The 23,475-nt window shown below is 71.1% G+C and carries 20 protein-coding genes; 8 read left to right on the top strand and 12 right to left on the bottom strand.

The window, feature by feature from the left end; translation table 11 throughout:
• Positions 1-37: 37 nt before the first annotated feature.
• Positions 38-1,561: a choline-sulfatase gene (betC, locus tag O9K63_RS15800; RefSeq protein WP_277239395.1), complete on the bottom strand. Its 1,524-nt coding sequence runs from the start codon at positions 1,559-1,561 to the stop codon at positions 38-40.
• A gap of 44 nt (positions 1,562-1,605) precedes the next feature.
• On the opposite strand from betC, the gene O9K63_RS15795 reads away from it, so the two are divergent.
• Positions 1,606-2,541 carry a formylglycine-generating enzyme family protein gene (locus O9K63_RS15795; protein WP_277239393.1) on the top strand — a complete coding sequence of 312 codons (936 nt, stop codon included), beginning with the start codon at positions 1,606-1,608 and terminating at the stop codon, positions 2,539-2,541.
• On the opposite strand, the gene O9K63_RS15790 is transcribed toward O9K63_RS15795, so the two are convergent.
• Entirely contained in the window at positions 2,538-4,532 is a 1,995-nt protein-coding gene (locus O9K63_RS15790; RefSeq protein ID WP_277239392.1) for a BCCT family transporter, read from the bottom strand. The two genes, O9K63_RS15795 and O9K63_RS15790, sit on opposite strands and share 4 nt — an antisense overlap.
• A gap of 217 nt (positions 4,533-4,749) precedes the next feature.
• On the opposite strand from O9K63_RS15790, the gene O9K63_RS15785 reads away from it, so the two are divergent.
• The gene (locus O9K63_RS15785; protein ID WP_277239390.1) at positions 4,750-5,961 is read left to right on the top strand and encodes a DNA recombination protein RmuC; all 1,212 of its coding nucleotides are present in this window, start codon (positions 4,750-4,752) and stop codon (positions 5,959-5,961) included.
• On the top strand, positions 5,958-6,515 hold the full coding sequence (locus tag O9K63_RS15780; protein WP_277239388.1) for a DUF664 domain-containing protein: 558 nt from the start codon (positions 5,958-5,960) through the stop codon (positions 6,513-6,515). The genes O9K63_RS15785 and O9K63_RS15780 overlap by 4 nt, the downstream gene beginning before the upstream one ends.
• Positions 6,516-6,759: 244 nt before the next feature.
• On the opposite strand, the gene hutI is transcribed toward O9K63_RS15780, so the two are convergent.
• From hutI to hutH, 4 genes are all read right to left on the bottom strand, one after another.
• A complete protein-coding gene (hutI, locus tag O9K63_RS15775) occupies positions 6,760-7,920 on the bottom strand; it encodes an imidazolonepropionase (RefSeq protein WP_277239385.1) in 1,161 nt (386 codons plus the stop codon).
• Positions 7,917-8,852, bottom strand: coding sequence for a formimidoylglutamase (hutG, locus tag O9K63_RS15770; RefSeq protein ID WP_277239383.1), 936 nt, complete (start codon positions 8,850-8,852; stop codon positions 7,917-7,919). The genes hutI and hutG overlap by 4 nt, the downstream gene beginning before the upstream one ends.
• A complete protein-coding gene (gene hutU, locus O9K63_RS15765) occupies positions 8,849-10,540 on the bottom strand; it encodes a urocanate hydratase (RefSeq protein WP_277239381.1) in 1,692 nt (563 codons plus the stop codon). Before hutU ends, hutG begins: the two co-directional genes overlap by 4 nt.
• Positions 10,541-10,634: 94 nt before the next feature.
• Complete coding sequence (gene hutH, locus O9K63_RS15760) at positions 10,635-12,206, bottom strand: histidine ammonia-lyase (RefSeq protein ID WP_431190335.1); 1,572 nt, start codon at positions 12,204-12,206, stop codon at positions 10,635-10,637.
• A 315-nt stretch (positions 12,207-12,521) separates the two neighbouring features.
• On the opposite strand from hutH, the gene O9K63_RS15755 reads away from it, so the two are divergent.
• Positions 12,522-13,262: an IclR family transcriptional regulator gene (locus O9K63_RS15755; protein WP_277239379.1), complete on the top strand. Its 741-nt coding sequence runs from the start codon at positions 12,522-12,524 to the stop codon at positions 13,260-13,262.
• Between the two features lie 22 nt (positions 13,263-13,284).
• Here the strand turns inward: O9K63_RS15755 and O9K63_RS15750 are convergent, their stop codons facing one another.
• The gene (locus tag O9K63_RS15750; RefSeq protein ID WP_277239377.1) at positions 13,285-14,337 is read right to left on the bottom strand and encodes a 4-hydroxy-3-methylbut-2-enyl diphosphate reductase; all 1,053 of its coding nucleotides are present in this window, start codon (positions 14,335-14,337) and stop codon (positions 13,285-13,287) included.
• 119 nt (positions 14,338-14,456) lie between these two features.
• On the opposite strand from O9K63_RS15750, the gene xseA reads away from it, so the two are divergent.
• Both xseA and O9K63_RS15740 read left to right on the top strand, forming a co-directional pair.
• Positions 14,457-15,689, top strand: a complete 1,233-nt coding sequence (gene xseA, locus O9K63_RS15745) for an exodeoxyribonuclease VII large subunit (RefSeq protein WP_277239375.1) — start codon at positions 14,457-14,459, stop codon at positions 15,687-15,689.
• Between the two features lie 41 nt (positions 15,690-15,730).
• A complete protein-coding gene (locus tag O9K63_RS15740) occupies positions 15,731-16,006 on the top strand; it encodes an exodeoxyribonuclease VII small subunit (RefSeq protein ID WP_277239374.1) in 276 nt (91 codons plus the stop codon).
• A gap of 123 nt (positions 16,007-16,129) precedes the next feature.
• Here the strand turns inward: O9K63_RS15740 and O9K63_RS15735 are convergent, their stop codons facing one another.
• Positions 16,130-16,798 (bottom strand): DUF4245 domain-containing protein, encoded by a 669-nt coding sequence (locus O9K63_RS15735; RefSeq protein WP_277239372.1) that lies wholly within the window; start codon positions 16,796-16,798, stop codon positions 16,130-16,132.
• Positions 16,799-16,873: 75 nt separating this feature from the next.
• Here O9K63_RS15735 and glpX point away from each other — a divergent pair, with 75 nt between their 5' ends.
• Both glpX and O9K63_RS15725 read left to right on the top strand, forming a co-directional pair.
• A complete protein-coding gene (glpX, locus tag O9K63_RS15730; protein ID WP_277239370.1) occupies positions 16,874-17,893 on the top strand; it encodes a class II fructose-bisphosphatase in 1,020 nt (339 codons plus the stop codon).
• A gap of 2 nt (positions 17,894-17,895) precedes the next feature.
• The gene (locus O9K63_RS15725) at positions 17,896-18,861 is read left to right on the top strand and encodes a PfkB family carbohydrate kinase (RefSeq protein WP_277239368.1); all 966 of its coding nucleotides are present in this window, start codon (positions 17,896-17,898) and stop codon (positions 18,859-18,861) included.
• A 24-nt stretch (positions 18,862-18,885) separates the two neighbouring features.
• Here the strand turns inward: O9K63_RS15725 and O9K63_RS15720 are convergent, their stop codons facing one another.
• Genes O9K63_RS15720 through O9K63_RS15705 form a run of 4 tightly spaced genes read right to left on the bottom strand, consistent with a single transcriptional unit; the run spans position 18,886 to position 23,272 of the window.
• Positions 18,886-20,139: an ABC transporter ATP-binding protein gene (locus O9K63_RS15720; RefSeq protein ID WP_277239366.1), complete on the bottom strand. Its 1,254-nt coding sequence runs from the start codon at positions 20,137-20,139 to the stop codon at positions 18,886-18,888.
• Between the two features lie 28 nt (positions 20,140-20,167).
• Positions 20,168-21,022, bottom strand: coding sequence for a carbohydrate ABC transporter permease (locus tag O9K63_RS15715; protein ID WP_277239364.1), 855 nt, complete (start codon positions 21,020-21,022; stop codon positions 20,168-20,170).
• Position 21,023: 1 nt separating this feature from the next.
• Positions 21,024-21,965: a carbohydrate ABC transporter permease gene (locus O9K63_RS15710; protein WP_431190334.1), complete on the bottom strand. Its 942-nt coding sequence runs from the start codon at positions 21,963-21,965 to the stop codon at positions 21,024-21,026.
• Positions 21,962-23,272, bottom strand: coding sequence for an extracellular solute-binding protein (locus tag O9K63_RS15705; protein ID WP_277239362.1), 1,311 nt, complete (start codon positions 23,270-23,272; stop codon positions 21,962-21,964). The genes O9K63_RS15710 and O9K63_RS15705 overlap by 4 nt, the downstream gene beginning before the upstream one ends.
• Between the last annotated feature and the right edge of the window lie 203 nt (positions 23,273-23,475).

Here is a 23,475-nt window from a genome sequence, read left to right as displayed (position 1 = left end):
GCGCGGGAACGGCCGGGGCCGCGGGGCGCCGTCGACCTCACACGTCCCTGATCTGGCCGTGCGCCAGCGCTCCCCAGAAGTCACCGCGGACGTAGCGCTCCTGCGGGTCCGGGGTGAAGTCCCACGGCCGGCGTCGCCCCCGCTCGAGCGCCCCCGCCACGAACCGTCGCCGCGACTGGCTGGCCAGCACCTCCGCCTCGAGGAGCGCCAGGTCGTAGCGAGCGTCCAGGGCTCGTCGCAACGACTGCACGAGGTCGGCACGCTCCGGGGCGATGTTGTGCTGCTCGTCGGGATCGGTGCCCAGGTCGAAGAGCTGGTCGGGGTCCCCGGGGCAGAGGACGTACTTGTACCGACCGCGGACGAGGGTCAGCTGGGGTCGCATCGTGCCCTCCGCGAGGTACTCGATGACGACGTCGCGGTCCTTCGGACCCGCCTCCCCGGCAGCTTCCCGTCGGGCGGACTCGAGCAGCGACAGTCCGCGGGGCGGCTCGTCGGCCCGTGGTGGTGCACCGGCCAGCTCGAGCAGGGTGGGCATGAGGTCCAGCAGGGAGACCGGGTTGGCGTAGCGACCCCTGGGGACGAGGTGCTCGGGCCCGTGGACGATGAGCGGCACCCGGGAGGACTGCTCGTACGGCGACATCTTGAACCACAGGCCCTTCTCCCCGAGCATGTCGCCGTGGTCGCTGGTGACGATGACGACCGTGTTCTCCCGCAGGCCGAGGCTCTCCAGGCGGTCGAGGATGCGTCCCACGTGGTCATCGATGTAGCTCACCGCGGCGTAGTACGACCGCCGCGCCCTGCGGGTCTCCTCCAGGGTCGGCTCCCGACGGTCGAAGCCGCTCATGGCGCGCAGGCGGTGGCTGTGCGGGTCCTCGCTCGGGCTCGGCACCCGCGGGTGTTTCGGGTCCGGGATCTCGACGTCGGCGAACCGGTCCCAGTGCTCGAGCGGGGGCTCATACGGGTCGTGGGGGTGGATGAAGCTGGTGACCATGAGGAAGGGGACGGCCTCCTCCGCGCTCTGGTTGGCCCGGACCCGGTCGTTGAGGTGGCGCAGCGCGTGGAAGCCCACCTCGTCGTCGAAGTCCTGCTGGACGGTCGCCTTCGAGACGCCGGCGGTGTAGACCGCATCGGCGTCGTGGTACCACTGCAACCGGTCGTCCAGGGCCCGCTCCCAGTCCGGCACCATGTCCATGTCGGCCGGGTACACGTCGGTCGTCAACCGCTCCTCGAACCCGTGGTGCTGGTCCGGACCGATGAAATGCATCCGCCCGATGAGGGCCGTGTGGTAGCCGGCGACGCGCAGGTGATGGGCGAAGGTCGGGGTGGACGCCGGGAAGTCGTCGCCGTTGTCGTAGCAGCCGACCTCCGAGGGCATCTGGCCGGTCATCATCGACGCCCGCGAGGGTGCGCACAGCGGGGTGTTGCAGTAGGCGCGGTCGAAGACGGCGGACTCCTGCGCCAGGGCGTCGATGTGCGGGGTCCTGGCCGCCTCGTCCCCATAGGCTCCCAGTGCCTGCGGGGCCATCTGGTCGGCCTGGACGACGATGATGTTGGGTCTCACGATCTACGATTCCTTCCACGTGATGTCGGCTGAGGAGGAGTGCGATGGGTTCCTGCTGCGGACCGTCGCGGGCCGTCGACGCCGGGGGCGGCGAGAGCACCGGTGGCCCGGACCGCACCGGCCGGCAGGGCGCTGCGTCGACGGCACTGGTGGAGCGGCTTGCCGCCCGCGCCCCCGGACAGCTGCCGTTCATCGGCCTTCCCGGCGGGGAGTTCCGCATGGGCAGCGACGATCCCGAGGCCTACCCCGAGGACGGCGAGGGGCCCGTCAGGGCGGTGGGGGTCTCCCCCTTCGCCATCGGTGCGACGACGGTGACCGTGGCCGAGTTCGCCGCGTTCGTGCTCGAGACCGGTTACCGCACCGACGCCGAGCTGCACGGCAGCTCGCTGGTCTTCGCCGGTCTGCTCCCCCCGAACGTGCGCGCTCGCTGCCCCGCCGTCGTGGAGACGCCCTGGTGGCGGCAGGTCGAGGGCGCCACGTGGTGCCGCCCCGAGGGGCCCACCTCGTCCGCCGAGGACCGCGATGACCATCCGGTCACCCACGTGTCGCACCGCGACGCGCTGGCCTACGCCGGCTGGGTGGGCGGCCGGCTCCCGACCGAGACCGAGTGGGAGTACGCCGCGCGGGGTGGCCTCGACCAGCAGCCCTTCCCCTGGGGGGAGCTGATGGAACCCGAGGGTGCGCCCCGGATGCAGACCTTCCACGGCACCTTCCCCCACGAGCCCACGGCTCCCGTGGGGACGGTCCCGGCGGACGCGTTCCCGCCCAATGCCTTCGGCCTGCACAACATGACCGGGAACGTGTGGGAGTGGACGGCCGCTCCGGGCGCCGCCGCGGACGACCCGCCCGTGCTCCGCGGTGGGTCGTACCTGTGCCACGCCTCCTACTGCCGGCGGTACCGCACGTCGGCCCGCACCGCCGCCACCGCGGACACGTCCCTGGGACACACCGGGTTCCGTCTGGCGGTCGCCGGCCACTAGCGTCCTCCGTCGCCCTTCGGGTCGTCCTCTCCCGCGGGTGTCGGCTCATCCGTCTGCGACCGGTGTGACGTGCCGTTCTCCCCGGTCTCGTCCGTCCCGGGCTCCCAGCCGTCGGCCCACTCCCCGGTCTCGAAGTCGTACCCGACCGGCTCGCCGTGCTCGTCGGTGCGCTGGTACCAGCCGGTGTAGTCCTCGTGCATCGAGTCCACCCCGGCGCCGGCACCCTCGCCCGGGTCGGTCCTGACGACGTGGATGCGGAAGTCGTCGTCGAACCTGTCGATGCCGTCGACCACGGCGTTGCTCACGGCCGTCTCGGCGTACTGCTGCCGCAGGGTGTGCGGGTCGGTGCGCAGCTCCCGGACCCACGCGACGATGATCAGGAGCATCACGAAGGCGAAGGGCACCGCCGTGATGATCACAAGGGACTGCAGTCCGGTGAGCGCGGACTCGTCACCGAGCAGGAGCATGACCACGGCGATCCCGGCCATGACGAGGCCCCAGAAGACCACGATCGGCTTGGGCGGGTCCTGGCTCCCCCGCGTGGTGAGGATGCCCATGACCACCGATGCGGAGTCGGCGGCCGTGATGAAGAAGATCGCCAGGATGACCATGATCAGCACCGGCAGCCACCCGGCGAAGGGGAGGTTCTCGACGATGGAGAAGAGCACCTCGGGCGGGTTGATCTCCGAGCTGAACCCGGGCTTGCCGTCGCGGTACATCGAGATGGCCGTGCCGCCCATGATCCCGTAGGCGACGAAGAGCAGCGACGACGGGATGAATATGACCCCGAGCAGGAACTGGCGGATGGTCCGACCACGGGAGATCCGCGCGATGAAGGTGCCGACGAAGGGGGACCAGGAGATCCACCAGGCCCAGTAGTAGACGGTCCACGCGGACTGGAACTCCAGCGTCTCCGGCCCCCAGGACGCGGAGCGCGCCATGAGGTCGAAGAGCGAGCCGACGTACTGGATGGTCGCCGAGGGCAGGAGATTGAGCAGGAAGAGGCTCGGTCCCAGCAGGAAGACGAGCCCGGCGAAACCGATCGTGAGGACGATGTTGATGTTCGACAGGTAGCGGATGCCTCGGGAGATCCCGGACACGGCAGAGACGACGAAGCCGACCGACAGCACCGCGATGATGACCAGCAGCATCGTGTTCGTCAGGTCCGAGGCACCGGAGACGATGACCGCGCCCTCGCCGATCTGCAGCGCGGCGATCCCCAGGGCCGCGGCCGTGCCGAACAGGGTCGCGATGATCGCGAAGATGTCGACGAGTCGACCGGCCCAGCCGTCGGTGTGCTTCTTGCCGAAGAGCCGCTCGAAGATCGAGGACATCAGCAGCGAGCGACCCCGCCGGTACGCGGCGTAGGCGACCGCGCCGCCGATGAGCGCGTACATCGCCCAGGCGTGGATGCCCCAGTGGTAGTACGTCTGGGCCATGGCGTGGTGCAGGGCCTCCGTGGACTCTGCCTCGTTGGTCATCGGCGGGGGGTTGACGAAATAGGTCAGCGGCTCGGACGGGCCCCAGAACATCACCCCGATGCCGAGCCCCGCGGCGAAGAGCATCGCCACCCATGCGAAGGTGCTGAACTCCGGGGTCTCGCCGTCCTTGCCGAGCGGGATGCGGCCGTAGCGCGAGAGACTCAGCCAGATCAGGGCGACGAGCACCACGGTCGCGACGGCGTTGAAGAGCCACCCCAGGTGGGTCATCGTCCAGTCGTAGGCCACCCCGGAGACCTCGCCCACGCTCGCCGGGGAGACCATGCCCCAGATGACGAAGCCGACCGTCAGGGCGCCGGCGATGCCGAAGACGAACTTGTCCACGCTGTAGTGGCGTCGTTGCTCGTCGATGCCGATGCCCGGCACCAGGGCCGGATGGATGTTGTGCGGGTAGCGGGGCCGTTGGTAGTCGAGGGTGGCCAGCGAGTCGCCCTTCCGTCGCTCTGCGGCGGTGGTCTTCTTCTCCCGGCCCGGCGGGTGCTTCTCGGACATGACGCGTATCTCCCGTGATCGACGGCTGTCCCTCGTACTGGACGGTCACGACCTGTCGGGACCGACTGGAGGAACCGACCGTGGCGAGGTCGTGACGCCCGACCGACGGACGCGGAAATTCCGACCAGCGTACTCGCGTGCCCATCGCGACCCACCGACCGCAGCGCGTCGTGACCACGTCCCCGACGCTGTCGGCCGTCACTGGTTGGCTGGAGCCATGGACATCGCGACCCTCCTGACCGGACTTCTCCTCGGGGTGCTCATCGGCGCCCTCCTGGCCTGGTTGACGGTGCGCGCCCGCGTCGTGGGGCTGGGTGTCGAGCGCGACGGCCTGCGCGAGCGGGTGACCGATCTCGAGGCGAGTCTCGGCGAGGACGCCGAGACGGCGGCCGCGCTGGCCCCCATGGGCGAGGCCCTGCGCCGCGTCTCGCGCAAGGTCGAGCAGCTCGAGCGCGACCGGGTCGACCAGTTCGCCGTCGTCCGGGAGGCCCTCGGCCGGGTGGAGCAGACCACCACGCGTGTGGGCCACGAGGCCGCGTCCCTGGCCTCCTCCCTGCGCGTCTCGTCGGTGCGGGGAGCGTGGGGCGAGGTACAGCTGCGGCGCGTCCTCGAGGTGTCCGGCCTCATCTCGCGGTGCGACTTCGAGGAGCAGGCGAAGGGGGTGACCCCCGGGGGCCGCGACGTGCGCCCGGACGTGGTGGTCCACCTGCCGGGCGAGAAGCACCTCGTCGTCGACGCGAAGGCCCCGATGAGCCACTGGTTGCAGGCGCAGGCCGAGGACATGGACCCGGACGAGCGTGCTCGCCTCCTTGCGGGGCACGCCGCGGCGCTGCGCAGCCACGTCGCGACCCTGGCGGGCAAGTCCTACTGGAGTGCCTTCGACCCCTCGCCCGAGATGGTCGTGTGTTTCGTCCCCTCGGACGCGACGCTCGCGGCTGCCCTCTCGCAGGCTCCCGGCCTGCACGAGGAGGCGATGGCGAGCAAGGTCGTGCTCGCCTCCCCCGGCACGTTGCTGGCGCTGCTGCGCACGGTCGCGTTCACTTGGCAGCAGGACGCGGTGACCCAGGACGCGCGCGAGCTGTTGGCAGTCGGCCGCGAGCTGTACGCCCGGCTGGGGACGCTCGGTGACCACGCGACCCGGATGGGCCGCTCCCTGCAGCGCTCCGTCGAGGACTACAACCGGCTCGTCGGCTCGCTGGAGTCGCGGGTGCTCGTGAGCGCCCGGCGGATGGGTGAGATCGGGCTGAGCACCGACGCGATCGACGAGGTGCAGGCGGTGACCACGACCCCCCGTCCTCTCACCGCGCCCGAGCTCATCGACGCCGTCGCCGCCGAGGAGAGCCGCCCCGATCTCGACGTCGAGGGTCTGGTGCACCCGGCGCAGCAGCGCGAGGATGGAGTGCCCAGCCATCGCGAGGAGGCGTCATGACGGAGTTGGGCGCACCACCCTGGGAGCCGCCGCTGACCGGCACCGACGCGGAGCAGCTGGTGGCGGCCCTGGACCGGCAGCGGGCCACCTTCCGGTGGAAGGCCGATGGTCTCGACGCCAACGGTCTGCATGCCCGGTCCGGCGCCTCGTCCCTCACGCTCGGTGGCCTCCTCATGCACCTCGCCCTCGTCGAGGACCACTACTCGTCGATGCGGTTGTCCGGCGTCGAGCTCGATCCTCGGTGGAACGAGGTCGTGGCGGACGAGGACGCCGACTTCGCCCCGACGAAGTCCCCCGAGGAGCTGTACGCCCTCTACGACGAGTCGGTCGCCACAGCACGGAGGCGCTACGCCGAAGCGCTGGTCGACGGCGGCCTCGACCAGCCGGTGAGCATGGGCGTGCCCGACGTCGGTCACGCGAACCTCCGGCGGCTCCTGCTCGACCTCCTCGAGGAGTACGGACGCCACACCGGCCACGCAGATCTCATCCGCGAGGCCGTCGACGGCCGGGTCGGTGAGGACCCGGACGACGATTGGGTGCCGGCCTGGTACTGAGACCGGCACTGTCACGCCCCACAGCCCGAGCCGGGTACGAGCTGCCACCCCGCTCACCCGTTCGCGACCGTCGGGCGTGGTCCAGCTGTCCGCGGCTGGCCCCGATGGGGTGGTTCAGGCGGCTACTGCCCTACCCCATGTGGTGGGACATCCCATGACATGAGGTAGGGCACGAGTGTCCCGAAATCATGCAGGTCCCCGCGTTCGACCTCATGCGCGGGGTCGGCCTCATCGGGGTCTGACGTCAGATCTCCAGCGCCCGCGCGATCGGCACCCCAGCGCGGTAGCTGAGGTGCAGGTGATTCGGCGCCTCGAGGACGGCGAGGTCCGCGCGGGCACCGACCTCGATCCGACCGATGTCCTCGCGCCGCAGCGCGCGTGCCCCACCCCGGGTCGCGGCGACGACCGCCTCGCTCGGCGTCATCCCCATCTCGCGAACCGCGAGCGCGATCATGAAGGGCATCGAGCTGCTGAAGCACGTGCCCGGGTTGCAGTCGCTGGCGATCGCCACCGACACCCCCGCGTCGAGTAGCGCCCGCGCGTCCGGGTAGGGCGAGCGCGTGGAGAACTCAACGCCCGGCAACAGCGTCGCCGTCGTCGTCGCGGCGCTGCCGACCAGCGCATCGACGTCGTCGCTCGAGAGGTACGTGCAGTGGTCGACGCTCGCGGCACCGAGCTCGCAGGCGAGCTGGACCCCCGGCCCGTGGTCGATCTGGTTGCCGTGGACCCGCAGCCCCAGCCCGGCCTCGCGCCCGGCGGTGAGGACCCGGCGCGACTCCTCACCGGTGAAGGCGTGCGGCGAGGCCGGCTCGCAGAAGACGTCGATCCAGCGTGCGTGCGGCGCGCACGCACGCAGCATCTCGCCGGTCACGAGATCGAGGTAGCCGTCGCGGTCCTCGCGCATCTCCGCAGGCACGAAGTGCGCCCCGAGGTAGGTCACCTCGTCGGTGACCTCGGCGGCGAGCCGCAGGGCGCGCACCTCGTGCTCGACGGCGAGCCCGTACCCGGACTTCACCTCGACGGTGGTCGTCCCCTGCGCGCGCATCTCCGCAACCCGGGCGGCCAGTGCGGCCCGCAGACGCTCGTCACCGGCCGCGCGGGTCGCCTCGACGGTCACCCCGATACCGCCGCCGTCGTAACGCTCCCCGGCCATCCGGGCGGCGAACTCTGCGGACCGGTCCCCGTCGAAGACGAGATGCGAGTGGCTGTCGACGAATCCCGGCAGGACACACCGGCCCCCGACGTCGACGACCTCGTCGGCGGCGGGCGCGGCCGCAGCCGGGCCGACCCATGCGATCCGGTCGCCGACGACGACGAGCGCGTGCTCCGTCCGGGCGCCGACGCCCCCTTCGCCCGTCCCGTCGCAGGTGACGAGCTCGCCGATGTTGGTGATGAGCGTGCTCACGATGCCCTCCTGGCGGCTCGGGTGATGACGCGGTGGATCAGGCGGGCGGCGAGCTTCGCCGTCCGCTGGTCGACGTCGTACCGCGGGTTGAGCTCGGTGACGTCCAGGTGGAGGAGTCGTCCGCTGTCGACGACGGCGTCGCACACCGACTGGATGACGAAGGGGGGTACCCCCAGTGCCGCAGGTGCGCTCACCCCGGGCGCCGCAGCCGCGGGCAGCACGTCGAGGTCGATCGACAGGTGCACCTCGTCGACGCCGTCGAGGAATCGCCGCACGAACTCGAGCGGCGCCCCCAGCTCCTGGCAGTGGTCGTCGAGCAGCCACGGCGCACCGAGCTCCTCCGCCCGGGCGAAGAGCCGGCCCGTGTTGCTCGTGCGGCTGATGCCCAGGACCGCGTAGTTCACGTCGAGCCCCCGCCCCCGGCGAGCGAGCGCCATCTGCAGGAACGGCGTCCCCGACGTCGGCCGCTCGGCGTCACGCAGGTCGAAGTGCGCGTCGAGGTTGAGCACACCGAGGCGCGGGCCCTGCTCCAGGCCGAGGTGGCTGCCGTACGCGGTCTCGTGGCCGCCGCCGAGGACGACGGTCAACGGCGCTCCGCGACGCGCCGCCGCGACGGCCTCGCCGAGGCGCTCCTGGCCGCCCTCGAGATCACCGTCGTCGACCCGCACGTCCCCGTGGTCGACGACGGTGAGGTCCTCGTGCACGGCGAGCGAGGCCAGCGCGGTCCGCAGTGCGGTGGGCCCGTCGGCCGCACCGATGCGACCGCCGTTGCGCCGCACCCCCTCGTCGCTGGCGAAGCCGATGAGTGCGGCGTCGGCCGGTGGCCCGTCACCCGACGGCGACCCCTCGCCGGGCCGGGTCACGGTGTGGAAGAAGCGACGGTGCTCGGGACCGGGGCCGTCGTCACGGCCGGTCCACTCGAAGCCGCTCACGCCGGATCACCCCCGTCGCGCACCGTCGGGGTCATCGGCACCCGGACACCGCGCTCGTCGGCCACCTCGACCGCCCGCGAGTAGCCGGCGTCGACGTGCCGCAGCACGCCCAGTCCGGGGTCGTTGGTGAGGAGCCGCTCGAGCTTCTGCGCGGCGAGGTCCGTGCCATCGGCGACACCGACCTGGCCGGCGTGGATGGAGCGGCCCATGCCGACGCCGCCACCGTGGTGGATCGAGACCCACGTCGCGCCCGAGGAGGTCGCCGTCAGGGCGTTGAGCAGCGGCCAGTCGGCGACCGCGTCGGTGCCGTCGAGCATGCCCTCGGTCTCCCGGTAGGGCGAGGCGACGGATCCGGAGTCGAGGTGGTCGCGGCCGATGACGATCGGTGCCTTGACCTTCCCGTCGCGGACGAGCTCGTTGAAGAGCATCCCGGCCCGGTGCCGTTCGCCGTAGCCGAGCCAGCAGATGCGCGCCGGCAGACCCTCGAACTCGACGTGCTCGGCGGCGGCGTCCAGCCACGAGTGCAGGTGCGTGTTGTCCGGGAAGAGCTCCTTGAGCGCCTCGTCGGTGACCCTGATGTCCTCGGGGTCACCGGACAGGGCCACCCAACGGAAGGGGCCCAGGCCCTCGCAGAAGAGCGGGCGGATGTAGGCCGGGACGAAGCCGGGGAACTCGAAGGCCCGGGTGTAGCCGGCGTGGCGTGCCTCGTCGCGGATGCTGTTGCCGTAGTCGAAGACCTCGGCGCCCTCGTCCTGGAACTCCACCATCGCCCGGACCTGCGCGGCCATCGCCTCGCGGGCCTTCTTGGTGAAGCCCTCCGGGTCGGCCTCGGCCTCGCGCTGCCACTCGTCCAGCGCGACCTCGGCCGGCAGGTAGCTCAGCGGGTCGTGGGCGCTGGTCTGGTCGGTGACGACGTCGATCTCGACCTCCCCGGCGCGGTGCCGGCGCAGGATTTCGGGGAAGACCTCGGCGGCGTTGCCGACGAGCCCGACGGACAGGGCACGCTCCTCCCCCTTCGCCGCCGTGACCTGGGCCAGGGCGTCGTCCAGGTCCGTGGTGACCTCGTCGAGGTATCGCTTGGACCGCCGCCGCTGCAGACGGGTCTCGTCGACGTCGACGACGAGGCAGGCACCGCCGTTGAGGGTGACGGCGAGCGGCTGCGCGCCGCCCATGCCACCGCAACCCCCGGTGAGGGTGATGGTCCCGGCGAGGCTGCCGCCGAAGCGCTTGGCGGCGACGGCGGCGAAGGTCTCGAAGGTGCCCTGGAGGATGCCCTGCGTGGCGATGTAGATCCACGACCCGGCCGTCATCTGGCCGTACATCATCAGGCCCTCGGCCTCGAGCTTGCGGAAGTGCGGCCAGGTCGCCCAGTCACCGACGAGGTTGGAGTTGGCGATGAGCACGCGCGGTGCCCACTCGTGGGTGCGCAGCACGCCGACCGGCTTGCCGGACTGCACCAGCAGGGTCTCGTCGGCCTCGAGGTCCTCGAGCACGCGCACGATCGCGTCGAAGGCCTCCCAGGACCGGGCCGCACGGCCGGTGCCGCCATAGACGACGAGGTCGTCGGGGCGCTCGGCCACCTCGGGGTCGAGGTTGTTCTGCAGCATGCGCAGGGGTGCCTCGGTCTGCCAGCTCTTGGCGGTGATCTCGGTGCCGCGCGGGGCGCGGACGGGACGGGCTCCGTCCATGGGTCTCACTCCTTCGTGTAGCCACGTTCCCTGAGGTGCGAGGAGCTCTGCGACGAGCCTCGAAGGGACCGGGTCGTGGGATTCGGTGGTGTGGTCAGTTCAGCGGGCCGGTCGCCGACTCGGCGGCGGCGACGACGGCTCGGTCGAGGACGGCGCCGTGCGCGGCGGCCAGCTCCGGCGAGGTGATGCGGTCGGGTCCGGGGGCAACGTCCCCGCGCTCGGCGAGGGCCGCGATCACCGCACCCGTGGCCGGTGCGGGGCGAAGGGGGGCGCGCAGCGCGATCCCCCGCGCTGCGGTGTAGAGCTCGATGGCCACGACGCGGGAGAGGGCGTCGACGCTGCGGCGCAGCTTGCGGCCCGCGCCCCAGCCCATCGACACGTGGTCCTCCTGCATCGCGCTGCTCGGGATGGAGTCGACGCTCGCCGGGGCGGCCAGGCGCTTCATCTCGCTGACCATGCCGGCGGCGGTGTACTGGGCGATCATCAGGCCGGAGTCGACACCGGGGTCGTCCGCGAGGAAGGGCGGCAGGCCGTGGTTGCGGGCCGGGTCGAGGAAACGGTCGGTGCGCCGCTCGCTCATGCTCGCCACGTCGGCGGCGACGATCGCCAGGAAGTCGAGGACGTAGGCCACCGGGGCGCCGTGGAAGTTGCCGTTGGACTCGACGCGCCCGTCGGGCGTGACGACCGGGTTGTCGACGGCCGCGGCGAGCTCCTGCGCGGCGACGGTCGCGGCGTACTCGACGGTGTCGCGGGCGCCTCCGTGCACCTGGGGCGAGCAGCGGAGGGAGTAGGCGTCCTGGACGCGGGTGCAGGCCTGCGGGTCGCGGTGGCTGTCACGGATCGGGCTGTCGGCGAGGACCGCGCGCATGTTCGCCGCGGCCAGGGCCTGGCCGGGGTGCGGACGCAGCGCCTGCAGGTCCGCGGCGAAGACGTCGTCGGTGCCGAGCAGGCCCTCGATGCTCATCGCGGCGGAGATGTCGGCGGTCGTGAGCAGCGTGCGCAGGTCGTGGATGGCCAGACACAGCATCCCGAGCATGCCGTCGGTGCCGTTGATGAGGGCCAGGCCCTCCTTCTCGAGCAGCTCGACCGGGGTGAGGTCCGCGGTCGCGAGCGCCTCGCCCGCATCGACCACATCACCACCGGCGACGCGGACGCTGCCCTCGCCCATGAGCGCGAGCGCGCAGTGGCTCAGCGGCGACAGGTCTCCGGAGCATCCGAGGGATCCGTACTCGTGGACGACGGGGGTGATCCGCTCGGTCAGCAGCGCGAGGTAGAGACGCAGGGTCTCCTCGCGGATGCCGGTGCGACCGGTGGCCAGGGTCTGGATGCGCAGCAGCATCAGGGCGCGCACGACCTCCTCCTCGACTTCCGGCCCGCTGCCGGCGGCGTGGCTGCGCACGAGCGAGCGCTGCAGCTGCGCGCGCTTGTCGTGGGGGATGTGCTTGGTCGCGAGCGCACCGAAGCCGGTGGAGACGCCGTAATGCGCGACGGTGTCCTCGGCGAGGCCCTCGACGACGCTTCGGGCGGCGCGCACGCGCTCCCAGGCGGCGTCGCTGATCTCCGCGGGGGCGTGGTGGCGGGCGACGGCGACGACCTCGTCGACGGTCAGGGGACGCTCGCCGATGGTCACGGTGCGGGTCTGCTGCTGCGTGGTCATGTCCCCCATGCAACCCCCTTCGCTCCCTCGCGGGGACCCGGTCGGACGGGATAGTGTCTGGGATGCAAGACAGCATCACCGCTCCCTGAGGTGCGAGCCGTGGGTTGAGGTGCGAGTCCGCCCTGGCGGGCGAGCCTCGAAACCGCCGTCCGCGGCCGAACCTCGAAAGGACGCGGGTGAAGGAAGGGGATGGCCCTTGGCGCGTCGTCCGCACGACCGGGCGCATCCCTCCCCCGGGTGCACGAGTGCGGACGCCGGCCTGAGTCGGGCCAAACCCCTCCCTTCGCCCGCTTGCCGGTGACACCGACTCGGGAGGAGCGACCCATGGCGAACGCGACCGCAGCGGGGCACGCCTTGCGCGCGCTGACCCACCTGGCCAGCCGCGCCGAGCCGGTCCCGGCGGCGCACCTCGCACGCGCACTGGGTCTGCCCCGCAGCAGCACCTACCACCTGCTGACGGTGCTCGTGGAGCACGGCTACGTCGTGCACTACCCGGAGGAGCGCACCTACGGGCTCGGCTCGGCGGTGCACGAGCTCGGCGCCGGATACCAGCGGCAGGACCCGCTGCAGCGGCTGGCGCGACCACACGTCGAGCGCCTCGTCGACACCACGACGCACAACGCGCACCTCGCCGTGCTGACCGGCCGTGACGTCCTCTACGTCATCGAGGAGCGCGCCGCCGGTCGGCCCTCACTCGTGACGGACGTCGGCGTGCGGCTGCCGGCGACGCTCACCGCCAGTGGCCTGGCCGTGCTCGCCGCGCTGCCCCGACGGCAGGTGACGGCGCTCTACCCCTCGGCTGCGGTGATGGTCGACGGCGGGCCGGCGACGCCCTCCGCGCTGCGCCGCGAGCTCGTCGCGGTCCGTGCCCGCGGCCACGCACTCGAGGTGGGCAGCATCCAGCCGGAGCTGTCCTCGGTGGCCTCCGCGGTGCTCGACCGTGATGGTCACCCCGTCGCGGCGGTCGCGATCACCTTCCGCAACGAGGAGATCGGCGAGGCGGCCCAGGACGACCTCGCCTCGGCCACCAAGAGGGTGGCCGAGGCGATCGGATCGAGACTCTGACCGCCGGCGGGCGGTCGGTGGATCAGTGCAGCTGCCCGGCGTCCTCGAGGGACCCGGCGTCGTGCTTCATCTTGTCGTCCAGACCGGCGGCCTTGAGGTCCTTGCGCAACTCCTTCGGCAACGAGAAGACCACGCTCTCCTCCACCGCCGTGACCGGCTGCGGGTCGCCGTAGCCACGCTCGGCGAGGTAGTCGAGGACGCCGCGCACGAGGATCTCGGGAACGGAGGCACCCGAGGTGACACCGACGGTCCGGACGCCGTCCAGCCAGGACTCGTCGATCTCGTCGGCATAGTCGACGAGGTGCCCGTCGCGGGCACCGTGCTCGATGGCGACCTCGACCAGGCGCACGGAGTTGGAGGAGTTGCGCGAGCCGACGACGAGCATGAGGTCGCAGTGCTCGGCCATCTGCTTCACCGCGAGCTGGCGGTTCTGCGTGGCATAGCAGATGTCATCGCTCGGCGGATCCTGCAGTGCCGGGAACTTCTCCCGCAGGCGGCGCACGGTCTCCATCGTCTCGTCGACCGAGAGCGTCGTCTGGGAGAGCCAGACGACCTTGTCCGGGTCCCGGACCTCGACGTTGTCGACGTCCTCCGGGCTCTCGACCAGGGTGATGTTCTCGGGGGCCTCCCCGGAGGTGCCGACGACCTCCTCGTGGCCCTCGTGGCCGATGAGCAGGATGTCGTAGTCGTCGCCGGCGAAGCGCACGGCCTCGCGGTGGACCTTGGTCACCAGCGGACAGGTCGCGTCGATGGTCTTCAGGCTCAGGGCCTTGGCCTCGTCGTGGACGACGGGGGCGACGCCGTGCGCCGAGAAGACGACGGTGGCGCCCTCGGGGACCTCGTCGGTCTCCTCGACGAAGATCGCGCCCCGCTTCTCCAGGGTGGCGACGACGTGCTTGTTGTGGACGATCTCCTTGCGCACGTAGACCGGTGGGCCGTAGAGCTCGAGGGCTCGCTCGACCGAGACGACGGCGCGGTCGACCCCGGCGCAGTAACCGCGGGGCGCGGCAAGCAGCACTCGCTTCGTGCTCTGCCCGGCGTCGGAGGCGGCGGACGTGGGTGCACTGGTGGTCATGCCCACCATCGTAGGTGAGGGCCCTGAACAGCCGCTGATGGCGGCCTCCTCCCCCGTACGGTCGTCGGTGCGACCTGCTTGACTGTCCCGGGACAGACGCCGAGGAGAGGAGGTCGACCGTGAGCAGCCCCCTTCCGGAGAGGGCCGCCGACACCTCTGCCGAGGCGCCGTGGCCGGTGCGCGTACTCAGCATGAAGATCGCCGAGTACGTCGACCGGATGTCGGTGACCTGGATCGAGGGACAGGTCGTCCAGCTGCGGGTGCGCCCCGGGGCCCGCACCGCCTTCCTCACCCTCCGTGACCCCGACGTCGACATGTCCCTCTCGTGCTCGGTGCGGGTGACCGCCCTGGACGCCATGCCCACCCCGCTGAGCGAGGGTGCGCGGGTCGTGGTCCAGGCGAAGCCGGACTACTGGACGCAACGCGGCTCGCTGACCATGGACGTGCGCCAGCTGCGCCCCGTCGGGGTGGGCGAGCTGCTCGCCCGGATCGAGTACCTCAAGCAGAACCTGCGCTCGGAGGGCCTCTTCGACGCCTCCCGCAAGCGCCCCCTCCCCTTCCTGCCGCGTCGGGTCGGCCTCGTCTGCGGGCGGGCCAGCGCCGCGGAGCGTGACGTCATCGAGAACGCCCACCGCCGGTGGCCGGGGCTGCCCTTCGCGATCCGGCAGGTCCCGGTGCAGGGCCCCCAGTCGGTGGCCGAGGTGAGCGCCGCCATCACCGAGCTCGACGCGATCGACGACGTCGACGTCATCATCGTCACGCGGGGCGGCGGCTCGGTCGAGGACCTGCTGCCCTTCAGCAACGAGACGATGGTGCGCGCGGTGGCGGGCGCCCGCACCCCGGTCGTCAGTGCCATCGGCCACGACGTCGACACCCCGCTGCTCGACCTGGTCGCCGACGTGCGGGCCTCGACCCCGACGGACGCCGCCAAGCTGGTCTGCCCGGACGCCGCCGCCGAGCGCGACGGCATCGCGGATGCCCGGGCCCGCGCACGAGCGAGCCTGGCGGGCTTCGTCCACCGCGAGCGCAACCGCCTGGTGGAGCTGACCTCGCGGCCCGTGCTCACCGACCGCACCGCCTTCGTGCGGGCCCAGCGCGAGGTCATCCACTCGCTCCACCGGCGGGCCCACGGCCGGGTGGAGGCCCGCATGCACCGCGAGCGCGACCGGGTCACCCACCTGCGCTCCCAGGCCCGGGTCCTCTCCCCCGCCTCCACCCTCGAGCGCGGGTACGCGATCGTCCAGCGGCCCGACGGGGAGGTCGTCGCCAGCCGCGAGGTCCTGGAGATCGACGACCTGCTGCGGGTGACCGTCGCCGACGGCGACTTCGCCGCCCGCGTCAGCGACTCCTGAGGGCACCGACGCAGTCGGTCCCGACGCCTAGGGTGGTGGCCATGACCGAGCAGCCCGCGCACCCCGACACGACCGAGCCGGACGCCGACATCGCCGACCTCGGCTACGAGGAGGCCCGGCAGGAGCTGGTCGAGCTCGTCGCCAGGCTCGAAGGGGGCCAGGCCGGCCTCGAGGAGAGCATGCGGTTGTGGCAGCGCGGCGAGGCGCTCGCCGCGCACTGCGAGGCCTGGTTGGACAAGGCGGAGGCCAGCCTGTCGCAGCAGGCCCCGACCACAGGCACGTCGGAGGACTCGTCCGGGCCGACGCCCGCCGACTGAACCGCGAGGAGCAGGGCGAGACCTCCCTCCCGGCCAGCTCAGCGTGCACAAGAGGGACTCCCGGCCACCGACACCCCGAGGTTCTCGGGGGTTCTGCGCCAGGAGTCCCTCTCGGGCACGCGATCAGGCGGGGGACTCCCCCTTCGCCCCCGTCGAGGCCGGGACCAGCCGCTCGGCGAACTCCTCCAGCTGGCTCCAGCTGCCCGACCCGGTCACGACGGTCGTCAGCCCGTCCCACTCCTGCGGCTGGAGCACGAGGCTGCGCTGGCCACCACCGTCGGTGGCACGCTTGGTCCACTCCCGGCCGTCGTCGGTCGTCAGCTCGCCGGTCGCGGCGCCACCGTGCGTCTGGACCCCGACCCACTCCTCCGCGGGGTCGGCGGCCTGCTTGACCGAGACGTACTCGTCGTCGGGAGTGGTGTACCCGGCCTGCCAGGTCATGGCGCCCTCGCTGCTCGCGTAGCGCACGCTCGATGGGGCCCACCCCGCCGGCAGGTCCTTCGGGTGGGCGAAGGGGTGGCCCGACTGCTGGGCGTGGTGCTGGGCCGTGCCCACGACGTCGACGGTGTCGGTGGCGGTGCCGTTGGTGCGCCCGGAGATGAGGTAGAGGGCGAAGGTGATCACGACGATGACGACCATGGACCGGACCATGTTGGCCGCGGTGCCCTTGGCGTAGTGGCTCGCCCCGCGCGCCGGGACACCCTGCTGCGCCGCCAGCTCGGCCGGGGTGGGATCGACCGGGCGCTGCGGCTGGGGGGCTGACTCGGCGTGCTCGCCGGGCGTGGAACTCATGGCTGACATGGTCGCACGCGGGCCCGGGCGCGACAGATAGGCTCGGGCGCGACGAGCACCACGCGGAGGAGAACCATGGACCAGCCCAGCACGCCCGCCCCCAGCCCCGGGGTCATGCACCCCGACCGGAACCTGGCGATGGAGCTGGTCCGGGTCACCGAGGCCGCTGCCCTCGCCGGTGGGCGGTGGGTCGGTCGCGGTGACAAGAACCGCGCCGACGGCGCCGCCGTCGACGCGATGCGCTCGATGATCGCGGGCGTGCGCATGTCCGGTGTCGTCGTCATCGGTGAGGGCGAGAAGGACGAGGCCCCGATGCTCTACAACGGCGAACAGGTCGGCGACGGGCACGGCCCCGCCTGCGACGTCGCCGTCGACCCGATCGACGGGACCACGCTCACCGCCAAGGGCATGACCAACGCCGTCTCCGTCATGGCCGTCGCCGACCGCGGCACGATGTACGACCCGAGCGCGGTCTTCTACATGGACAAGCTCGTCACCGGTCCTGATGCCGCCGACGCCGTCGACATCCGACTGCCCGTCGCGGAGAACATCCGGCGGATCGCCAAGGCCAAGTCGACGCATCCCGACGACGTCACCGTCGTCATGCTGGACCGCCCCCGGCACGCCGGGCTCGCCGAGGAGGTGCGCGCCGCCGGCGCCCGCATCCGCTTCATCTCCGACGGCGACGTCGCGGGCGCGATCATGGCCGCTCGCCCGGGTACCGGCATCGACCTGCTGCTCGGCGTCGGCGGGACCCCCGAGGGGATCATCACCGCCTGCGCCATCAAGTGCCTCGGTGGCGTGATCCAGGGACGTCTGTGGCCGAGCGACGACGAGGAGCGTCAGCACGCCATCGACTCCGGCCACGACCTGGAGCAGGTCCTCACGACCGACGACCTCGTGCAGACGGACAACTGCTACTTCGTCGCCACCGGCATCACCGACGGCGAGCTGCTGCGCGGCGTGCGCTACCGCCCCGGCGGTGCCACCACCGAGTCCCTCGTCATGCGCAGCAAGTCCGGCACCACCCGCATCGTCGAGGCGCACCACAACCTCACCAAGGTCCAGCGGCTCTCCCCCCAGCTCAGCTCCTGACGATGCCCGGCCGCCGCGGGACCCCAGGTGCGTCGCTGGTCATCGGTGAGGCACTCATCGACGTCGTCCGCGCCCCTGACGGGGCGAGCAGGGAGCACGTCGGCGGCAGCCCGCTCAACGTCGCCGTCGGGCTCGCCCGCCTGGGCCACCCGGTCTCGCTGGCCACGCACATCGGTCGGGACCGCCACGGCGCCATGATCGGGGAGCACCTCTCCGAGGCGGGGGTGGGCCTCGTCCCCCACAGCGACCGCGCCGAGGACACCCCGGTCGCCACCGCGACCATCGACGAGCAGGGTCAGGCCGAGTACGACTTCGAGGTCTCCTGGCGGGTGCCGGAGCTGGCCCAGCGTGCCGGTCACCTGCACACCGGGTCCTATGGCGCCCTGATGCGCCCCGGTGGCCTCGACGTGCTCGCCGCGATGGACGGCGGGCGGCGCACCGGCACCGTCTCCTACGACCCCAACATCCGTCCCGCCCTGGTCCCCGACCACGACCGGGCCCTTGCGGAGGTCGAGCGGCGCATCGCCGTCAGCGACGTCGTCAAGGCGAGCGACGCGGACCTCGAGTGGCTCGCCGGTCGCCCCCTCGACGAGGACGACCTCCTCGGCTGGTTGCGCGCGTGGCGGGACCTCGGCCCGATGCTGGCCGTGTGCACCCGCGGGGAGCGCGGTGCGCTGGCCGTGCTCCCCTCCGGTCGGCACCTCTCCCTGCCCGGGGCGTCCGTGGACGTCGCCGACACCGTGGGCGCCGGGGACTCGTTCATGTCCGGTTTGCTGTCCGGGCTGCTCGACGCCGGCCTGCTCGGCGGGACCGATGCCCGCTCACGCCTGCGCAAGGCCCGCGGTCGGGTCGTCGTGCCCGCCCTCCAGCGTGGGCTCGACGCCGCGGCCGTCACCGTCACCCGGGTCGGTGCCCAGCCGCCGACCCGCGCGGACCTCGGCCTGCCGGCTCCGGCCCCCAGGCGCTGACCACCCCCACGGGGCCTCGCGCGACTAGGTGACGGCCTCGGCCTCGCGCTCCCGCGCGCGCTCGAGCGCCCGCTGGCGGTCCTCCTCGGACTGTCGGGCGAGCTCGGCGGCCGCCTCGTCGTCGCGGGTGAGGCAGTCCTCGGACTCCGGGTCGAAGACGTGCATCAGCGCCGGGTCGAAGACGAAGTGGGCGACGTCGCCCTCCCGGACCCGCGACCGGGGATCGAGATTGACGACCATCTGCGTGCGCATCCCCTCACCATCGAGCTCCTGGTCCAGCTCATCGAGCTTCTCCTTGACGTCACCGTCGACGTCGAAGGGGACGTAGGCGTACTGCTCGTTGCCCAACCACTCCGTCTGGTCGACGACAGCGTCGAAGCGCACCCCGCCCGCCACCGTGTCGCCCAGGTCGGCGTCCTTGATGTGCTCCGGCCGGATCCCGACGAGCAGGAGCTTCTGACCGGTGAGCCGCTCCTTGACCCCGGACGGCAGCGGCGCGGAGCAGAACGGCAGAACGAGCTCGTCACCGTCCACCTCCGCCGGCAGGAAGTTCATCGGGGGCGTGCCGATGAAGCCGGCGACGAAGAGGTTGACCGGTTGGTCGTAGAGCTCCCGAGGGCTCGCCACCTGCTGCAGCAGGCCCTTCCTGAGCACGGCGACCCGGTCGCCCAGGGTCAGCGCCTCCGTCTGGTCGTGGGTGACGTAGATCGTCGTCGTGCCGAGGCGGCGCTGCATCCGCGCGATCTCCGTGCGCATCTGGCCGCGCAGCTTCGCGTCCAGGTTGGACAGCGGCTCGTCGAAGAGGAAGGCGTCCGCGTCACGGACGATCGCCCGCCCCATCGCGACACGCTGGCGCTGGCCACCGGAGAGGTTGCTCGGCTTGCGCTGGAGGTGCTCGTCCAGCTCCAGCAGGGCGCTGGCCGTGTTGACCTTGTCCTTGATCTCGCTGTCGGAGTGCTTGCCCTTGGCCAGACGCAGGGGGAAGGCGATGTTCTCGAACACGGTCAGGTGGGGGTAGAGCGCGTAGTTCTGGAAGACCATCGACAGGTTGCGGTCCTTCGGCGAGAGGTCGTTGACCTGCTTGCCGCCGATGTGCAGCTCGCCGCTGGTGATGTCCTCGAGCCCGACGACCATCCGCAGCAGCGTCGACTTGCCGGAGCCGGACGGGCCGACGAAGATCATGAACTCGCCGTCCTTGATGTCAAGGCTCACGTCGTTGATCGCGGGGAAGCCGTCGCCGTACTTCTTCACGAGGTTCTTCAGGGTGATCTCAGCCATGGGGTTCTCCTGTTTCGAAAAGGCGGGGTCAGCCCTTGACGGCGCCCGAGGTCAGGCCGGCGACGATGCGCCGCTGGAAGAGCAGGACGAGGATGACCACGGGGATGGTCACGATGACCGAGGCCGCCATGATCGCGCCCGTCGGTTGCTCGAACTGGCTCGCCCCGGTGAAGAAGGCGAGCGCGGCGGGGACGGTTCGTGCCTGGTCCGAGGTGAGCGAGATCGCGAAGACGAAGTCGTTCCACGCGATGAAGAAGGTGATGATCGCCGTGGTGAAGACTCCCGGGGCGGCGAGCGGGACGATGACCTTGTGGAAGGCCTGCCAGCTCGACGCGCCGTCGACCTGCGCGGCCTGCTCCATCTCCCACGGGATCTGCTGGAAGAAGGCCGACATCGTCCAGATGGACAGCGGGAGGGTCAGCGCGAGGTACGGGATGACCAGACCGGGGATCGTGTCGAAGAGCCCGGTCTTGCTCCAGATCTCGAACAGCGGGGTGACCATCGCGACCACGGGGAAGAAGCTGACCGCGAGCGCGGTCACGAGGATCATCTTCTTGCCCTTGAACTCCAGCCGGGAGATCGCGTAGGCGCAGAACATCGCGAGCACCACCGAGATCAGGGTCGCCAGCAGACACACGATGAGCGAGTTGCGCAGCGCGGGCATGAAGAGCTCGCTCGCGCCACCGCTGAAGATCAGCTGGTAGTTCTCGATCGTCGGGTCCTTGGGCCAGAAGTTGCCCAGGATGCTCGCGTCCTTGTTCGCGAGGTCGTCGGCGCTCTTGAGCGAGAGCGAGAGCATCCACAGCAGCGGGACCGCGGTCCAGAGCATGATCGGGATGGCCAGGACGCTCCAGATGCCGGTCCCCTTGGTTGACTGCTTCATGTCAGCCCCTCCCTTCGGCGAGGTCGACCTTGAACGCCTTGACGAAGACGGCTGCGATGATCAGCACGCAGAGGAAGAGGATCACCGACAGGGCCGATCCCAGCCCGATCTCCGTGCGGTCGATGGTCTGGCGGTAGATGAGCATCGACAGCGAGCTCGTGTCGTTGGCCCCACCGGTCATGATGAAGATGTTGTCGAAGATGCGGAACGCGTCGAGGGTCCGGAAGAGCAGCGCGACCATGACGGCCGCCTTCATGCTCGGCAGGATGACCTTGATCAGCACCTGCCACCACGACGCGCCGTCCACCTTGGCCGCCTCCTCCATCGAGCTGTCGACTTGGGCCAGGCCGGCGAGGAGCAGCAGCGACATGAAGGGCGTCGTCTTCCAGATCTCCGACAGGGAGATGACGAAGAGCGAGGACCAGAAGCCACCGAACCAGTTGTAGTTCGCGTCGATGCCCGGCATCCACTGGATCCACTGGTTGACGAAGCCCGTGCCGGTCTGGAAGGCGAACAGCCAGGTGAAGCCCGAGACCACGGTGATGATCGAGTACGGGATGAGCACCAGGGTGCGCAGGGTCTTGCGCGGGATGACGATCCGGTGCATCACCAGGGCGATGATGAAGCCCAGCACGAGCTCGACGATGACCGTGATCACCGTGACGAGGATGGTCATCCACATCGCCGACCAGAACACCTGGTCGGTGAAGGAGACGAGGTAGTTGTTCAGGCCGACGAAGCGGCGGTTCTCCGGGTCGGTCAGCCGGTAGGCGAAGAAGCTGTTCCACACGGCCTGGAGGATCGGGTACCCGGTGACCAGGACCATGACGACGAAGGCCGGCATCGCCAGCTTCCACCCCAGGTGCTGCTCGCTGCGCGATCGGTCGGACAGGCGCGTCTTCCCCCCCTTCGCCCGCTCCCGGGTGGGTGTCGAGGCACTCACAGCAACGCATCTCCCTTCAGCACCGCGTGCAGGAGCGACTCGGCCCGCTCCGGCGTCGTTTCGGGGTCGACCGACCCGGGTGGGCTGTAGACCCGCTGGATGCCCGAGGAGACGTCACCGTAGTACTGGGTGAGCGGACGCGGACCCGAGTCGGCCAGCGAGCTACGGATCTGCTCGGCCATCGGGAACGCCTCCCGGATCTCCGGGTCGTCGTAGACCTCGGTGCGGGCGGCGGGGTTGCCCGTGCCGAGCATGTACGTCTTCTGGCTCTCGGCGGAGGTGATGCACTCGACCGCGTCCCACGCGGCCTCCTTGTTGTCCGATGCGGCGTTGACACCCATCTCGATGCCGCCGAGCGGGGGCCTGGACTCCTTGCCCTCGACCGTCTGCGGGTAGCGGGTCCAGGCGAGGTCGTCGATCCACTTGACCTCGGCGTCCTTGAGCGCGGCGTAGACGTAGGGCCAGTTGAGCATGAAGTGGGCTCGCTCGTTCTGGAACATCTCCAGCGAGGTCGTCTCGTTGGTGGAGCCGAGCGCGGGACCCCCCACATTCGCATCCGCCAGCTTCTGGATCACGGCAGCCGCCTTCCTGCCACCATCGGTGTCGAGCCCGAACTTCAGGTCCTCGCCCGAGGCGCCCGGGTTCTGCACGATCTGCTCGCCAGTCCCCTCGATCAGTGCGTTGATCCAGACCATGTAGCCCTCGTAGCGGGAAGCCTGCACACCGATCTCGGTGTCCATCTTCTCGGCGGCCTCGATCAGCTGGTCCCAGGTGACCGGCTTGTCCATGTCGAGCCCGGCCTCCTCGGCCACGGACTCGCGGTACCAGAGCAGCTGCGTGTTCGCCCAGAAGGGCGCCGCGTACAACTGGTCGTCCCAACGCGCGTTCGTCACGGCCGGAGGGACGACGCCGTCGGTGAAATCGGAGGTCCTGTCCTCCGGCACCTTGGCCAGGAACCCTGCCTCGGCGAACTCCGCGACGAAGACGGGGTCGATCGACATGAGGTCGACTCCCGTGTCGCTCGAGGCGAGCCGGCGCAGCAGCTGCTGGCGCTGGTCGCTGGCGCTGTTGGGCAGCAGCTGGAAATCGATGGTGTACGCGCCCTCGGACTTGTCGGTGCACTCCTTGGCCAGCTGGGCCTGCCCGCCGCCCTCCGGGTCCGATCCGCCACCGTCCGGGTTGATCCACCACGTCAGCTGCGTCCCGCCGCTGGCACTGCTGCCCCCGCCGCAGGCCGAGAGCCCGAGCGCCACAGCGGTGGTGGCGGCCGCCGCGAGGGCGACCCTGCCTCGTCGTCGTGTCTCCACGTCGCTCCCTTCGTCCGCGGACGCGACGTGTCGGGTCCTGAGCGTCGCCTCCCACAGGCCTGTCTACACCGCCCGTGTGGTCCATGACACAGCAAGGACCTCACGATTTTCGTGTCGCGACGAATTCGTGATGGGGACGACGCGACCGCGCACGCTCGGTGACGAGGGGCGCACGAACAGGTGCGTCGCCGGTCGCCGGGTCA

Source organism: Janibacter cremeus (assembly GCF_029395675.1).
GTDB classification, from domain to species: domain Bacteria; phylum Actinomycetota; class Actinomycetes; order Actinomycetales; family Dermatophilaceae; genus Janibacter; species Janibacter cremeus_A.
The sequence above is the reverse complement of the archived record's forward strand: the minus strand, read 5'-3'. Positions and strand labels throughout refer to the sequence as shown.

Coding starts and splice junctions, on each gene's coding strand:
- O9K63_RS15715 (WP_277239364.1), bottom strand. CDS start 21,022: ATGAAGCAGTCAACCAAGGGGACCGGCATCTGGAGCGTCCTGGCCATC.
- hutH (WP_431190335.1), bottom strand. CDS start 12,206: ATGGGGGACATGACCACGCAGCAGCAGACCCGCACCGTGACCATCGGC.
- O9K63_RS15735 (WP_277239372.1), bottom strand. CDS start 16,798: ATGAGTTCCACGCCCGGCGAGCACGCCGAGTCAGCCCCCCAGCCGCAG.
- O9K63_RS15740 (WP_277239374.1), top strand. CDS start 15,731: ATGACCGAGCAGCCCGCGCACCCCGACACGACCGAGCCGGACGCCGAC.
- O9K63_RS15755 (WP_277239379.1), top strand. CDS start 12,522: ATGGCGAACGCGACCGCAGCGGGGCACGCCTTGCGCGCGCTGACCCAC.
- O9K63_RS15720 (WP_277239366.1), bottom strand. CDS start 20,139: ATGGCTGAGATCACCCTGAAGAACCTCGTGAAGAAGTACGGCGACGGC.
- O9K63_RS15750 (WP_277239377.1), bottom strand. CDS start 14,337: ATGACCACCAGTGCACCCACGTCCGCCGCCTCCGACGCCGGGCAGAGC.
- hutU (WP_277239381.1), bottom strand. CDS start 10,540: ATGGACGGAGCCCGTCCCGTCCGCGCCCCGCGCGGCACCGAGATCACC.
- O9K63_RS15780 (WP_277239388.1), top strand. CDS start 5,958: ATGACGGAGTTGGGCGCACCACCCTGGGAGCCGCCGCTGACCGGCACC.
- O9K63_RS15725 (WP_277239368.1), top strand. CDS start 17,896: ATGCCCGGCCGCCGCGGGACCCCAGGTGCGTCGCTGGTCATCGGTGAG.
- O9K63_RS15795 (WP_277239393.1), top strand. CDS start 1,606: ATGGGTTCCTGCTGCGGACCGTCGCGGGCCGTCGACGCCGGGGGCGGC.
- glpX (WP_277239370.1), top strand. CDS start 16,874: ATGGACCAGCCCAGCACGCCCGCCCCCAGCCCCGGGGTCATGCACCCC.
- O9K63_RS15790 (WP_277239392.1), bottom strand. CDS start 4,532: ATGTCCGAGAAGCACCCGCCGGGCCGGGAGAAGAAGACCACCGCCGCA.
- O9K63_RS15785 (WP_277239390.1), top strand. CDS start 4,750: ATGGACATCGCGACCCTCCTGACCGGACTTCTCCTCGGGGTGCTCATC.